General features: G+C 62.8%; 10 protein-coding genes. 6 read left to right on the top strand and 4 right to left on the bottom strand.

Annotation, left to right across the window (positions count from 1 at the left end; genetic code table 11):
* Positions 1-31 precede the first annotated feature (31 nt).
* Positions 32-1,984, top strand: coding sequence for a bifunctional 2',3'-cyclic-nucleotide 2'-phosphodiesterase/3'-nucleotidase (locus M4J40_RS13560; RefSeq protein WP_251754669.1), 1,953 nt, complete (start codon positions 32-34; stop codon positions 1,982-1,984).
* Positions 1,985-2,150: 166 nt separating this feature from the next.
* On the opposite strand, the gene M4J40_RS13555 is transcribed toward M4J40_RS13560, so the two are convergent.
* The 3 genes from M4J40_RS13555 to M4J40_RS13545 are packed head-to-tail and all read right to left on the bottom strand — an operon-like array spanning position 2,151 to position 7,317.
* Positions 2,151-5,243: an efflux RND transporter permease subunit gene (locus M4J40_RS13555; protein ID WP_251754668.1), complete on the bottom strand. Its 3,093-nt coding sequence runs from the start codon at positions 5,241-5,243 to the stop codon at positions 2,151-2,153.
* Positions 5,243-6,319, bottom strand: a complete 1,077-nt coding sequence (locus M4J40_RS13550) for an efflux RND transporter periplasmic adaptor subunit (RefSeq protein WP_251754667.1) — start codon at positions 6,317-6,319, stop codon at positions 5,243-5,245. Before M4J40_RS13550 ends, M4J40_RS13555 begins: the two co-directional genes overlap by 1 nt.
* A complete protein-coding gene (locus M4J40_RS13545) occupies positions 6,316-7,317 on the bottom strand; it encodes an efflux RND transporter periplasmic adaptor subunit (protein ID WP_251754666.1) in 1,002 nt (333 codons plus the stop codon). Before M4J40_RS13545 ends, M4J40_RS13550 begins: the two co-directional genes overlap by 4 nt.
* 479 nt (positions 7,318-7,796) lie before the next feature.
* Between M4J40_RS13545 and M4J40_RS13540 the strand changes: the two genes are divergently transcribed.
* From M4J40_RS13540 to M4J40_RS13530, 3 genes are all read left to right on the top strand, one after another.
* Positions 7,797-8,393 (top strand): TetR family transcriptional regulator, encoded by a 597-nt coding sequence (locus M4J40_RS13540; RefSeq protein WP_251754665.1) that lies wholly within the window; start codon positions 7,797-7,799, stop codon positions 8,391-8,393.
* Positions 8,394-8,531: 138 nt separating this feature from the next.
* A complete protein-coding gene (locus M4J40_RS13535) occupies positions 8,532-9,575 on the top strand; it encodes a helix-turn-helix domain-containing protein (RefSeq protein WP_251754664.1) in 1,044 nt (347 codons plus the stop codon).
* Positions 9,576-10,190: 615 nt separating this feature from the next.
* The gene (locus M4J40_RS13530) at positions 10,191-11,873 is read left to right on the top strand and encodes a Na/Pi cotransporter family protein (RefSeq protein WP_251754663.1); all 1,683 of its coding nucleotides are present in this window, start codon (positions 10,191-10,193) and stop codon (positions 11,871-11,873) included.
* Here M4J40_RS13530 and M4J40_RS13525 read toward each other — a convergent pair.
* Positions 11,868-12,845, bottom strand: coding sequence for a magnesium transporter CorA family protein (locus M4J40_RS13525; protein ID WP_251754662.1), 978 nt, complete (start codon positions 12,843-12,845; stop codon positions 11,868-11,870). The genes M4J40_RS13530 and M4J40_RS13525 overlap by 6 nt on opposite strands.
* A gap of 212 nt (positions 12,846-13,057) precedes the next feature.
* Here M4J40_RS13525 and M4J40_RS13520 point away from each other — a divergent pair, with 212 nt between their 5' ends.
* Together M4J40_RS13520 and M4J40_RS13515 are read left to right on the top strand one after the other, a co-directional pair.
* Positions 13,058-13,444, top strand: a complete 387-nt coding sequence (locus M4J40_RS13520) for a hypothetical protein (protein ID WP_251754661.1) — start codon at positions 13,058-13,060, stop codon at positions 13,442-13,444.
* A gap of 113 nt (positions 13,445-13,557) precedes the next feature.
* Positions 13,558-14,118: a copper chaperone PCu(A)C gene (locus M4J40_RS13515; RefSeq protein WP_251754660.1), complete on the top strand. Its 561-nt coding sequence runs from the start codon at positions 13,558-13,560 to the stop codon at positions 14,116-14,118.
* Positions 14,119-14,192: the final 74 nt, after the last annotated feature.

The raw sequence follows: 14,192 nt of genomic DNA, 5'->3' as shown, positions 1-14,192 counted from the left end.
TGAGGGGCGTCCATTTGGGAGACAAGTCGTTATGCCGATCCACCGTCTCAGCCGCCGCGAACTGCTTCTTGCTACCGCCGCCGGCGCGCTCGTCGCTTTTGTTCCCACGGTTGCCGCGGCTGCCGAGCCGTCCGTCCGTTTGCGCCTGATGGCCACCACGGATCTTCACGTCAACGTCTATCCTTACGACTATTATCGCGACCGGGCCGACGACACCGTCGGGCTTGCCAAGACGGCGGCCTTGATCTCCGCAGCCCGTGACGAGGTCCGCAACGCCGTTCTGTTCGACAATGGCGACCTCATCCAGGGCAGCCCGCTTGGCGACTACATTGCCTATGAGAAGGGGCTGGACGGCGACAACAAGCACCCGATCGTCGCCGCCATGAACGGTCTCGGCTATCTCTGCGGTACGCTCGGTAACCACGAGTTCAACTATGGGCTCGACTTCCTTGGCAAGGCGTTGTCGGGCGCCGAGTTCCCGGCCGTTTGCGCCAACGTTCTGAAGCCAGACGGTACGCCGCTCATCGAGCCGACCCGCGTTTTCGACGCCAAGGTGACCGACGCGACGGGGGCGGAGCATGTGCTCCGCATTGGCGTCATTGGCTTCGTGCCGCCGCAGATCGTCCAGTGGGACAAGGACAACCTCGAAGGCAAGGCGACCACCATCGACATCGTCGATGCGGCGGGCAAGTATCTGCCGGCGCTGCGCGCACAGTCGGATGTGGTCGTGGCTCTCTGCCACTCCGGTATCGCCGGCGGTGAACGCTCTGGCGGCGAGGAGAACGCGGCGCTGTTCCTTTCGCGAGTGCCGGGCATCGACGCCATCTTCACCGGCCACCAGCATCTCGTCTTCCCCGGCAAGGATTTCGCCGGCATCGATGGCGCCGATATCGAGAAAGGGACGCTCAACGGCGTGCCGACCGTCATGCCCGGTTTCTGGGGCAGCCATCTCGGAGTCATCGATCTCGATCTCGTCAAGGATGGCGAAGGATGGAAGATCAATGGCTTCCAGGTCGAGGCACGGCCGATCTATGAGCGGACGGCCGACAAGAAGATCGTCTCGCGGGTGGACGCGGTGCCGGCCGTGCTTGCGTCCGTGAAGGACGATCACGAGGCGACGCTCGACTATGTCCGTCGCCCCGTTGGTGAGACTTCGGCCCCGATTTCCAGCTACTGGGCGCTGGTTGCCGACGATCCGTCAGTGCAGATCGTCAGCCAGGCGCAGCTCTGGTATGGCGCCACCCAGGCAAAGGCGGCTGGCTTGCCGGACCTGCCGATCCTGTCGGCGGCGGCTCCCTTCAAGTGCGGCGGCCGCTCGGGGCCGGACTATTACACCTTCGTGCCCAAGGGGCCGATCGCCATCAAGAACGTTGCCGACATCTATCTCTATCCGAACACGATCCGCATCGTGAAGGTCACGGGAGAAGAGGTGAGGGAGTGGCTCGAGCGTTCGGCCGGCATCTTCAACACCATCGACCCGACCAGTCCCGACGAGCAGCCGCTGATCGACACGTCCTTCCCGTCCTACAACTATGACGTCATCGATGGCGTCACCTACCGCATCGATGTGACGCAGGAAAAGCGCTACGACAACGACGGAAAGGTGGTGGCGCCGGACGCGCATCGCATCATCGATCTTGCCTATCAGGGCAAGCCGGTCGAGCCGACCCAGGAGTTCCTGGTGGTGACCAACAACTACCGCGCCGGCGGTGGCGGTCATTTCCCCGGCGCCGATGGCAGCACCGTGGTCTTCACGGGCCCCGACAGCAATCGCGACGTTATCGTCCGCTACATCATAGCCAACAAGACCATCAATCCGTCGGCGGACGGCAACTGGTCGATCGCCAAGCTACCCGAAGGCGTCAACCTGACATTCCCCAACTCGCCCAACGCGACGCTGGATACCGTGCCGGCCGGCGTGAAGGTGGAGAAGGTCGGCGATGCCGAGGAGGGCTTTGCGAAGTATCGCCTGACGGTCGCCTGAGCGAGCTCTGCTCCGTAGACGATTGCCTTGTCGATGCCCGGCGGCGACGCCGGGCATCGTCTTTCTAGCGTTGGAATGGTGGCGAGCCCTTTGCTGCTCCTCCGTGCAAAACCGCGTTTGCTTGCCGGGAACGCGGATAGCTGTTTCGGGAGTTGCCTCTGCCCCTTTAGCCGACAGACGGACTGGTCTCCGGTGGCGGCACCCGGAACCAGGCAACATAGAGCGCCGGAAGGAACAGGATGGTGAGCAGCGTTCCGATGATGATGCCGCCCATCATGGCAAAGGCCATCGGGCCCCAGAATCCTTCGGCGGCGATCGGGATGAGGCCGAGGCTGGCGGCGGCGGCCGTCAGTATGATCGGCCGCACACGTTGTTCCGACGCCTGAAGGACGGCGGCCCACGTGGAAAGACCTTCGCGGCGCAGCGTTTCGATCTGAACGATCAGGATGACCGAATTGCGGATGAGGATGCCGATCAGCGCGAGAATGCCGAGAATGGCAACAAAACCCAGTGGTTGATGGGTCGTCAGCAAGGCGATGGCCACGCCGATAAGGGCGAGCGGTGCGACCGAGAACACCAGAAACAGCCGGCGGAAGCTCTGAAGCTGGATCATCAATATGGTCGCCATGGTCAGAAGCATCAGCGGAACGACGGCAATGATCGGCGCTTGCGACTTCTCGCTTTCCTCGACCGGGCCGCCGACGACGATCCGATAGTCGTCTGGCAGAGACCGCTCGAACTCGGCGATCTTGGGAGTCAGTTTCAGGGCCATGGTCACAGGCTGGGTGTCGCCGATGATGTCGGCGCTGACCGTGATGGTCGGCATGCGGTCGCGCCGGGCGACCACCGGCTGCTCCATGGTGTACTTGAACGTGGCGATCGCGGCGAGGGGGATGGATTGCCCGCTGGTGGTGGGCAGTTGCAAGTCCCGGATCGTCTCGATCGCGTTGCGCTCGCTGTCGCCGCCTCTGACCACCACGTTGACGAGATAGGTGCTGTCGGGAATCTGGGTGACGGTTATACCGCCGATGGTTCCGTTGAGAACCGTGGCGATATCGGCTGAACTCACGCCGAGCTGCCTTGCCTTGTCCTGAAGGATGTCGACCTTCACCACTCTACCCGGCTCGTTCCAGTCGAACACCGGCGGGGCAATCCTGGGATCACCGTCGAAGAGCGCCGCCAACCCCTGGGCGTATCCCCTCAGCTTCTGGATATCCGGCCCGCTCAGCCGGTACTGGATCGGCCGACCGGCCGGTGGGCCGAGCGGGACGAGACTGACATAGGTGTCCATGCCGATGAAGTCGCGACGAAGCTCGGTGCCGAGCTTTTCGACGATGCGCTCGCGGGCCTCGTGATCCTTGGCGACGATCACTGTCTGCCCGATGTAATTGGCGGGCGCTTTGGGGTCGAGGGTTAGCAGGAAGCGGATCGAGCTCTGCCCGACAAATGATGTCCACGACTGGACGTCGGGGTTCTCGGCCAGGGTCGCTTCGAACCTGTCCATTTGCGCCTTGGTGTTGGCGATGGTTGAGTTCTGCGGCAGCGTCCAGTCGACGAACACCTCCGGTCGATCGGATGTCGGGAAGAACTGCTGCTGTACGAACTGCAGGCCGTAAACCGATCCGGCGAAGGCCACCAGGGTGACCGCGATCGTTGGCCAACGATGGCGCATGACGAGGCGAAGCAGCTTCTGGTAGGCCGCCATGAGAGCGCCTGGCTTGTCGTGCTCTTTCTTGAGGCTGGACGGCAGCAACGTGACCCCGAGCAGCGGAACGAAGATGCCGGCGACCGCCCACGAGATGAGCAATGACAGACTGAGCACCACAAACAGCGTGAAGGTGTACTCGCCGGCGCTGGAACTGTTGAGGCCGATGGGTATGAAACCGGCAATCGTCACCAGCGTGCCGGTCAGGCGCGGGAAGGCGGTCGATGTGTAGATCTGCATCGCGGCTTGACGCAGCGTCTCGCCTTTTTCAAGGCGGGCCACCATCATCTCGATCGCGATCATGGCGTCGTCGACCAGAAGGCCGAGCGCAATGATCAGCGCGCCGAGCGAGACGCGCTGCAGCGTGATGCCGAGAACTTCCATCGACAGAAAGGTGATGGCCAGCACCAGCGGAATGGAGAGGGCCACAACCACACCGGCTCGCATGCCGAGACTGAGGAAGCTGACGACCAGCACGATGGCGACGGCCTCGAACAAGGATTTGGTAAAGCCGCCAATCGCCTCCTGAACGACCTTGGGCTGATCGGACACCATGTGAACACCGACGCCGACGGGCAGACGGGCGACGACCTTGTCGATCTTGGTGCGCAGCGCGTCTCCGAACTCGAGGATGTTGGCGCCGGCCTTCATGGAAATGGCGAGGCCGATGGCGGGTTGCCCATTGTAGCGAAACAGCGAGTCAGGCGGATCTGTAAAGCCTCGGGTGATGGTGACGACATCGCTCAGTCGGAAGAAGCGGTTGTTGACCCGCAAGTTGATCGTCTTGAGGCTCTCCTCCGAAACGAACTGACCGCTGACCCTCACGCTGATTTTCTCAGCGCCGGCCTCCAGCGTGCCGGATGGTACGATGGCGTTTTGAGCCTGCAGCGCCTGCATCACGGCCTGTTGGTCGAGGCCAAGGTTGGCGAGCTGCCGAGGGTTGAACTCGAGGTAGATCACTTCGTCCTGAGCGCCGATCAGGTCGACGCGCCCGGCATCGGGAACGGTCAGAACGGAGGTCCGGACTTGCTCCACGTAGTCGCGCAACTGCCGTTGCGTCAGTCCATCGGCGGTGAACGCATAGACGTTTCCAAAAACGTCGCCGAAGCGATCGTCGAAAAACGGACCGAGCACGCCCTGCGGGAACTGGTAGCTGAGGTCGGCCACCATGTTGCGGACTTCTTTCCACGTCGGCTTGACGTCGGCGTGGCTGATCGTCGACTGCAAGTTGACGAAGATCGTGGTCTTTCCCGGTGAGGTGACCGAACGTGTGTAGTCGATGACGTCCAGCTCTTCGAGCTTCTTCTCGATCCGGTCGGTGAGCTGCGAGATGGTGTCGTCGATCGAGGCGCCCGGCCACTGGGCCTGGATCACCATGGTCTTGATGGTGAACGAGGGATCCTCTTCCCGGCCGAGGTTCATGTAGGCCAGGGCGCCGGCCACCATCGAGACGATCAGCAGGTACCAGACGAGCGAGGCGTGATCAATCGCCCAGGCGGACAGGTTGAACGGGCGCGACGGATCGCGGTCCTCATGCATCTGAGTGTCGGCCATTATGGCGCCTCGGCGTTGATTTTGACGATTTGCCCCTCGGTGAGCGAGTGCACGCCAGCGGTCACGACGCGCGTTCCTGGCGCGATGCCGTAGACCACCGTGACAAGACCATCCCGGCGGTCGGACAACTCCACAACCCGCTCGGACACCGTCAGTGTTTCCGTGTCGACAACCCAGACGGACGTCTTCCCTGCGTGCTCCCGTATGGCGGTTTCCGGCAAACGAAGCGCCGACGGTGCGGTCCCGGCGAGGCGGGCGAGGATTGTCGAGCCAAGGCGAAGGGACGACGGCGGTGCGTCGAGGGCTATCCTCACGCGGCGCGACTTGGTGAGCGTGTCGAAGCGCGGCGAGACCTCGCGAACTCTGCCCTTCGTGCTGACCGGCGACGTCTGGCTGCTCACTTCGAACTCCGCATCGGGGGACATATCCTTGGCGGTCTCCTCGGGCACGTCGATCACGGCCTCGAGCCGGTTCGAAGCCGCGAGCGTCATGACCGGCTGGCCGGGCGCGATTGTTTGCCCGACCTCCAAGGGAACGGCGGTGACGACGCCATCGAAGTCGGCGGTGAGCTCGGTATGCGCGCGTTGATCGAGTGCGATATCGAGCAAGGCTTGGGCCTGGGCGACGGCGGCGTCCGCGACTTCGCGCATCTGCTGGACGGCCTCAAGCTGGGCGGTGGCAACGGTTTTCTGACGGAAGAGCTCGTCGATGCGGCTTTCGGAGGCTTCCGCCGTGGCGCGCTGGGCTTCCGCGTTGGCCAGATTGGCGCTGGCGGACTGAACGGCGAGATCGAACGGCACCGAGTCCAGTGTGGCCAGAATGGCGCCTTTGGTCACCCAGTCTCCCATGTCGACGCTGCGCGACACCACGCGCCCCGGCACCATGAAGGCCAGGGGGGAGGAGATCCGCGCCTCGATCGTACCGGCAAAAGCTTCGCTTTGGGGCGTTTCCTGCTTGGCGACGATCGACAGGACGGGGCGGGGGGATGGCGACGTTCCCTCGGTTGATGAGCTTGCGTCGCATCCCAGCAAAAAGGCTGTGCCAAGAAGGACGGCTACAAGTGGAAGCGAGTTCACAACGTGCCCCCCTGATCGAAGGCGACCTTCTGGTTGGGGTGCAGCATGTTCGTTCCGACGGTTACGAGCAGCTCGCTTGGGTCCAGGCCACCGCGAATGATGACCGCGGAGGTCTCGAACGAAGCGATGCTGATGGGACGCAGGTTCACGCGGCTGGAGACGGGGTCGACGATCCAGACCGACGGCAGGCCTCCGTCGGAGAAAAGGGCCGTCTGCGGAATGACGATCCGCTTTGTGGCGGCCGTCTTCATGACCACGCTTACCGCTGAGCCCAGAAGCATGTCGGGGGGCGTCCGCTCGAGCTGGATCTTGACGCGGACCGTCCCAGTGCCGTCGCCGGCGGTGGGAGCGATCTCGCGCACACTGCCCATCGCACGCACGGTTGGTTCGGACACCAGAGACACCTCGACGTTGGAGGCGGCAACCTGTTCCACCAACGTTTCAGGAATGGAGACGACCGCGTCTCGCGGTCCATCCTGAGCCAGGACGAATACCGGCTGGGTCGCAGCGACGACTTGCCCTAGCTCCAGGTTCCGCGCCGTTATGATGCCGTCAGACGGTGCCTTCAGCGTGGTCTGGTCGAGTTGGTCCCGTGCCAAGGCCAACTGGGCGCGTGCTCCGTCGACTGTGCCGCCGGCCATTCGCAGCGCCTGCAGCGCGGCGTCGAAATCCCGCCGCGTCGTGAAACCCTTCGCCAGAAGCGCCTGCTGCCGTTCGTAGTTGGACTGCGCCTGCCGGAGAGTGGTGCCGGCGGCCGACAGGGCTTTGTCGGCGGCTTCCACATTTGCCCGCTGTTGTGTGGGGTCGAGGCGCGCAAGAACATCGCCCTCGCGGACCTCGGCGCCAACGTCGGCGGTCCACCCCGTGACGCGACCGGGCGTTCGGAAGGAGAGGTCGATCTGCGCATTGGCGGCAACTTCGCCCGTCAGTCTGATTTCGGACGCGAACGTCACAGCCTTGGGCGCTTCGACCTTCACGTGGAGGAGTTGTTGCGGCAAGGGCGTCTCCTCGGTGCAGCCGGTAACCGTTGCCGCTAGCGCGAGAAGAGATAGGCCGAGAAATCTGCTCGCCGCTCGGCGGAAGAGACAAGGGGGGGACGTCATGTTCGCTGATTTCTCAAACTACCGTTCGGGCTTGGCCTCGGACGACGCAACGACGGAAACGCCGGACTGTTCGCCTGCGCCTCCATGCGCACACTTCGTGTCAACGCTTGTTTACTTGAGGCTAGCATACAGACACGTCTCGTCATGTCAACGAGTGTTTAATTGACGGCCAACCGATACGAGGAAAGCTTGGACTGGAACTCCCGCATCGGCTCGATCATGTGTAGGCTCTTGTGAGGGCATGGACCGGAGCAGCTCCGGAAAGCTTGGGAACCGTTTTGCGCCGGAGTTGCGTCTTGAAGACGAGAGACTGAGCTTTCACGGCGAAACCTGGGGTCTCACCGAGGAGATCTCGATGAAAGGACGATGCTGTCTTGACCAAGGGAAAGAGAAATGCCGAGGCGACGCAGGCGGCCATACTTGTGGCGGCACAGAACGCATTCACCGAGCATGGCTTTGACGGCGTGGGCGTTCGAGAGATTGCCGCTGCGGCCAACGTGAACGTGGCCTTGGTCAACCGATACTTTGGTTCGAAGCAGGGCCTGTTCAACGAGGCCATTGCGCGCGCCATATCGGCTCAAAATCTGCTGTCTGCCAACAGGCTCGAGTTCTGCAAGCAGCTCGCGGCACAGCTTGTTGCGTCGGGGACGGCTGCTGATCCGACCTTTGATCCGGCGCGGGCGATGATCCGTTCGGCTGGAAACCTTCAGGCGGAAGAGGTCATGCGTTCCGCACTCGAAGACCATTTCGTCTCGCCCTTGGCAGACTGGCTGGAGGGGGACGATGCCTCGGTCCGCAGTGCGCTTATCTTGACGCTGGTGGCGGGTGTGGCGGTTTTGCGCGATGTCCTGCGCCTGCCCTCGTTGAGAATGGAAGATGGTGAGCTCGAAAAGCGCCTTGAGACGCTGTTCGCTTCCTTGGTCGACCCTGCCGGTGGCCTCGGCGACGTGGGCAAGAGCGACGTCGCCTGAAACGCAGTCACGCGCCCCGCGTTGCCATGCTGGCGGATGGCGGCCGCGCTGGCCGGCTTGATATTCCACGTCTGCTATGTATGAGTATTTATCCAGATTGCCGGCTTCCTGCGCGGCAACCGGAGCGCCCGATCCCCTATGAGCGCCGTTTCCGCCGAGTCCAAGCTCCTCCGTTCTCGCTTTGATACCCGCGTCCTGCCGGATCGACTGGCCCAGTCGGCCTGGACAGAGGCGATCGACGTCATTTTCGATACGCGCCCGCGAAAGAGCGTCAAGGAGGGCTTCTTCGCCAGTGTCGACGCGGCTTTCATGGGGGATGTCGCCCTCGGACGTGTGCGCAGCACTGCGCAGGACTTTGACCGCTCGCGCTACAAGATCGGTCGCGACGGCTTGGACGGCTACCTGCTGCAGTTCTACCTCAAGGGAAGAAGCGTCTCCCGAGGAGGGAGCAACTCGGAGGTCGCCGGTGAGGGCGACCTCTACGTCATCGACATGGCTCAGCCTTTGTCGACCGTAACCACCGATCACGACCAGATCAGCTTCGTCGTGCCGCGCCGGCTGATGGCGACGCGCGTAGAGTATGCCGACGCCACCCACATGAAGGTTGTTCCGGCGGGCTTGCCGCTAGTCGCGTTGTTTCGCGAAAGCCTGAAGAGCTTTTATGGCCAGCTCGACAGGATGTCGCTTCGCGAAGCTGAGATCGCCATTCCACCGCTGCTCGATCTTGCCGCCGCCGCCATCAACGGTCACGCGGACGAGCGGAGCATGGCCGGGGTCAATCTGGCGTCTTTTGTCGGTTTGCGACGCCACGTCGAGGACAACCTTCTCGATCCCAGTCTTACGCTCGACAGCTTGCTTGCAACGTTCGGGCTGTCTCGGCGGAAGGCCTACCGGTTGTTCGAGCCCGTTGGTGGCTTTGCCACCTATGTCAACCGGCGACGGCTGCAGTGCGCCTTGCACGCGCTGCGCTCACCCGACCGGCGACATATGTCGATTTCCGAAATCGGAAGGTTCCACTGCTTTGCCAATGCGGAGAACTTCAGCCGAGCCTTCCGTCGCGAATACGGTCTGTCGCCCCGCGCAGTGCGGCAACTGGCCGCCTCGGGCCGGAGTTTGCCGGACGCCGCATGGCGGCTGTCGGAAATGGGGTGGGCCCAATGGATCGAGAGCATTGGGCGATAGGACCGGGCGGCGATCTGCGGCGAAGGTCGCGTGCTTTCTTTGCGCCTGAGAAGAGGTGTCACGGAATGCTGGGTGGTTGGCACAGTCCGACCATTTCCGGGCCACTACGTACTGGAACGTAGAAATCCGCCGGTCCGCATGCGATGGAGCATCGGTCCCGAGATGATCGGGCCCATCGAGGCGGCTGATCACTGGCTTCCCATTCAGAAGCCATTTTCAGAATAGGTTTTTTGGTCTTTCTTGCCGACCCTGATCAATCTCAAGTCCATATGCCCGGGCGAGCCCGGTGCAGCCGCCTCGACCTCCTTTCCTGACAAGCAGCGCCTTTGGGTCGCCCACACATGAGTGTCATGGTCGCGGCGGACAGGAACCGACGTCATTCCCCTGGAACGGCGTCGCCAAGGTCGATCGCGACTCGGGTTTCCAACCTCTCAGAGCCGGTGGCCAGGGATGGCGTCTGTCTCGGAGAGGCCCCACCTATCGCAAAAGGTCCTTTCGATCGGGGTCGCCAAACTGATCGGCTGTGGTGCTCCGGTTGGGGGGGGCAAGTTGCCGAATTTGTTAGGCGGCAAGCGTGTAGACTGCCGGAATGAAGCTCCAGTGGAAGCCTGTTCGATGACGATCCTGAACTTTGCGATCCAACTTTTGAGCGGCGCAATGGTTCTGCTGTTTGCCGTGCGCTTCATGCGTATCGGTATCGAGCGCCTGTGGGGTGGCCGTATCCGGTCGAGCCTTGGCGAGGGATCGTCAACGGTCCGCAATGTAATGACCGGCACGGGGCTTGGCCTCGTCATGCAGGGCAGCACCGCCGTCGTGTTGATTGTGGCCGGGCTTGCCGGCACGGGGGCGATACCGGTTGGTGTCGCCGCGAGCGTCGCTCTTGGTGCCGACATGGGCTCGGCGTTGGCCGTGCAGTTTCTGCAACTGCCGGTCTCCGCATTGGGGCCGCTCTGCATTCTTGTCGGAGGATACCTTCACCTGCGCGCGACGGAGCCGCGTCTTCGCAACTACGGCCGGACCATACTTGGCCTGGGACTGATTTTCCTGTCCCTCTCGATCATCAGGCAAAGCGTCGCCCCGCTTGCCAACCTGCCGGGCGCCGCCGCCATCGTCGATTATCTCAACAACGATCCGGTAACGGCCTTGCTGGCCGGCGGCGCGCTGACGCTCCTCATGCACTCCAGTATCGCGGCACTGCTGGCAACCATGGCTTTCGCCATTCATGCCCCGCTTGGTATCGGCGCCGGCCTCGGGATCGTGCTCGGGGCCAATCTGGGCAGTGCGCTCCTGCCGCTATGGCTGCTGAAATACGAAAGCGCACGCAGCAAGGCGGTCGCGGGAGCGGTGGCGGCACTGCGACTTGTCTTCGTTCTGCTATGTCTTCTGTTGCTGGTCGGCGCACATTTCGGCGGACTGACGGGACGCGTTGGCTTTGGTACCGGCGAGGTGATGCTTGCCGGGCATCTCGCATTCAATGCCACGCTGCTGCTGTCCGCCCCCCTTTGCATGCGTCTGGCGCGTTTCATCGACCAACGCTTTGGCGCCGATAGCACGCCATTGACCGTCAGCCTGCCCAAAGGAGTGGTCGACGACGCTGGTCTGGCTTTCCCGATGATCAAGCGCCAGCTCGCCAGCATGCTGGAAATCGCCGCGCTGATGCTCAACGATGCCACGGCGCCCGTCCCCGACCCGCAGCGGATGGCAGGCTTGGAAAGGCGGATGAACGCCACCTTGGCCAGCATCCGCGAGATCTATGCCAAGCTGCCGACAGTCGACGAGGCGGAGCTGGCGGACATCCGGCCAATCGTCGATTTCGCGATCCGCCTGGAGCGTTGCGGGGATATCTTTGCCGGCAAGTTCATCAACCTCCGGTTGGAGCAGATCAAAGGCGAGTATCAGTTCTCCGAAGAGGGAAAGGCTGAGATTGACGCCATGGTGCAAGCCGTGCATCAGGCGATCATTCTTGCCGAGGAGACGGCCTGGACCGGGGACGTCTCGACGGCGCGGCGTTTGGTGAGCCACAAGCAGGCGGTGACCGAGATGGAGAGCCACAGCCGCGCCGCCCATCTTGCTCGGCTCCGCCAGGGCGATCACCTCAGTCTCGGTTCGAGCAACCAGCACCTGGAGACGATCGCGGCGCTGAAGGAGATCAACTCCAAGTTCGCCACCATTGCCTATGCCACGCTCGATCGACACGGCGATCTCAGGGAGTCCCGCATCAAGCCAAGCCCTGCGGATCTGCCCTCCGCCGTCGATGACACTCCCGACGACCGGGAACGCCCCTTGCACGGATCATAGCCACCGCTTCCAGCGGAAGAGGCCGTAGGTGCCGGCCGCGGACAGGATCATGGCGGCGATGCCCCAGAGATAGCCGTACGACCATTCCAGTTCCGGCATGTAGCGGAAGTTCATGCCGTAGAAGCTGGCGACCAGCGTCGGAGGCATGAAGATCACGGCCAGAACCGAGAAGATCTTGATGGTGTCGTTCTGCTGGATCGAAATGAGACCCAGCGTCGCGTCGAGCAGGAAGGTGATGCGCTCTTCCTGCCCCCGGCAATGGTCGGCCAGCGCCGTCACGTCGCTCTTCATCGGTTTCAGGCGGGCGATATCTTCCTTGGAGTAACGCGGCCCTTCCATCTTGGCCGTGAGAAAAAGAAGAAGCCGGGAGAGCGAGATCAGGCTCTCCTGGAAATGGCCAAGGCGCAGGCCTTCGCGACCGATGCGTCGCAACGAACTCTTGTAGCGGTCGCCCGATGGCGACGTGCGCGAGTCATCCTCGAATACGCGTCGGGCGATGGTCTCGATGCGGGCGCCCGATTGCTCGATGACGTCGGCCAGCCGGTCGATGGCGGCCTCCAGGATGGTCAGCAGCGCGCCATGCGAGGTCGTCACGTTGGCCCCTGCCGTCGTCACGTTCTTGATGGCAAGAGGAATGGTGCCCGGCTCGTCGTATCGGACGGTGACGAGATGCTTGTCTGTGAGCACGAACGTGACGACGGTAATGCCCGGATCGTTGCTGCCGGCGCGACAGGGCAGGGCAGCGGTGAGGTAGAGAACGTCATTGGCAACCGACAACCGGCTGGATGGTTCGATCTCTTCCATCTCGGCGCGTGTAGGAAGCTCGGCGCCGATGAACTTCTCGACAGCCAGCTCCTCGGCACGCGTCGGCGTCATCAGGTCGATCCACAGCGTCTGCTGATCTGGAACCAGGATGCCGCAATTGGGGGCGTATTCGAGCTTGTCGCCGACGGGATGAAACGCATTGAGCATAGGCGACGTCCAGAACTCTGGCCTTCGCGAGGCCGGTTCGCTTGGCGATGGGCATAATCTCCGAATGCGGCGACTTCTCCCTGAAGAAGGAGGCGCTGCCGTCTGCCGTTTCTGTATACGCGGGCGTGCCGCCGGTCGAGTCTTTCCCGCTGGACATTGCACCGCCAAGGCGATCTGGTAAGTGTTTCGTCGGATATGTTAGCGGTGAGCTCATGAGGGGCAACGGTCGGCGAGAAGAGCTGGCGGGGTTGGCGGGCAGTCTTCTGCGCGTCCTGTTCGTCTATGCACTTGTGCTCCAGGTTCTTGCGCCTCTCGCCGTCGCCCACGCCGAAGGGCGAGATGGCTATCGCTTCACCCTTTGTTCGGTCATCGCCGAAGCCGACAGGACGCAACCCGTCGAAGATCCGGTCCGGATCGCCCATGACTGTCTTTCATGCTGTCTCGGAAGCGTTGTCGCCGCGTTGCCTGTGCCGATGATTGGCTTGCCCCAGCCGGCCCGCTTCCCATTGCGGCTGAGGTCGGTCGAGCCGGAGGCTCCCCTCCGGACTGCGCCGGACGGTGGGCCACCTCCACAGCGGGCGCCCCCAAGCCTCGTTTGACGTCTCTGTCTTCCAACAAAGACCGACGGTCTCTTTCACGCCGGATCGCCCCGTTTGACGGGCGCGCGGCCACTCTGAAAGCGATTGCTATTTCATTTTTGTCGAGGTTCCCAATGGTCCAGTTTCCCACCACGCTTCTTCGCGCCGCATTGATCGCCTGCGCTGTCTCGGTTTTGCCCGCTGCCTCCGGGGTGACGATCGAGACGGCCTTGGCCCACGAGTTCAAGGCCGGTGCGCTCACTCTCAACCACCCATGGACGCGCGCCACCGCAAAAGGTGCCGAAATGGGCGGCGGCTTCGTCACCATCGTCAATGCCGGCAACGAGGCCGACAGGTTGATCGGCGGCAGTTTCGCTCTGGCCGGCCGTACGGAAGTCCATGAGATGACCATGGATGGCGATGTGATGAAGATGCGGCAGCTGGAGGGCGGTCTTGCCATTCCCGCCGGTTCCACGGTGGAGCTGAAACCGGGCTCCTACCACCTGATGTTCATGAAGCTGACAGCCCCCCTCGAGGCCGGCGCAACGGTCAAGGGATCGCTTGTCTTCGAGAAGGCGGGTGAGGTCCCGGTGGAGTTCGCCGTCGAGGCGATCAGCGCCAAGGCGAAGGACTCAAAGGCCGGTGGACATGGAGCCATGCCCATGGGCGGAGCCGGCATGAAGCACGGCGGATGATCTGGCGTCTCCGCTGAGTTCAGGTTCAGCGGAAGAGCTCTATCTTGTTGTAAAGGCGAGTTTCCTGTGGCTTT

The sequence above is a fragment of the Pleomorphomonas sp. JP5 genome (genome assembly GCF_023721815.1).
Taxonomy (GTDB): domain Bacteria; phylum Pseudomonadota; class Alphaproteobacteria; order Rhizobiales; family Pleomorphomonadaceae; genus Pleomorphomonas.
The sequence above is the reverse complement of the archived record's forward strand: the minus strand, read 5'-3'. Positions and strand labels throughout refer to the sequence as shown.

Coding starts and splice junctions, on each gene's coding strand:
- M4J40_RS13560 (WP_251754669.1), top strand. CDS start 32: ATGCCGATCCACCGTCTCAGCCGCCGCGAACTGCTTCTTGCTACCGCC.
- M4J40_RS13555 (WP_251754668.1), bottom strand. CDS start 5,243: ATGGCCGACACTCAGATGCATGAGGACCGCGATCCGTCGCGCCCGTTC.
- M4J40_RS13535 (WP_251754664.1), top strand. CDS start 8,532: ATGAGCGCCGTTTCCGCCGAGTCCAAGCTCCTCCGTTCTCGCTTTGAT.
- M4J40_RS13530 (WP_251754663.1), top strand. CDS start 10,191: ATGACGATCCTGAACTTTGCGATCCAACTTTTGAGCGGCGCAATGGTT.
- M4J40_RS13525 (WP_251754662.1), bottom strand. CDS start 12,845: ATGCTCAATGCGTTTCATCCCGTCGGCGACAAGCTCGAATACGCCCCC.
- M4J40_RS13520 (WP_251754661.1), top strand. CDS start 13,058: ATGAGGGGCAACGGTCGGCGAGAAGAGCTGGCGGGGTTGGCGGGCAGT.
- M4J40_RS13515 (WP_251754660.1), top strand. CDS start 13,558: ATGGTCCAGTTTCCCACCACGCTTCTTCGCGCCGCATTGATCGCCTGC.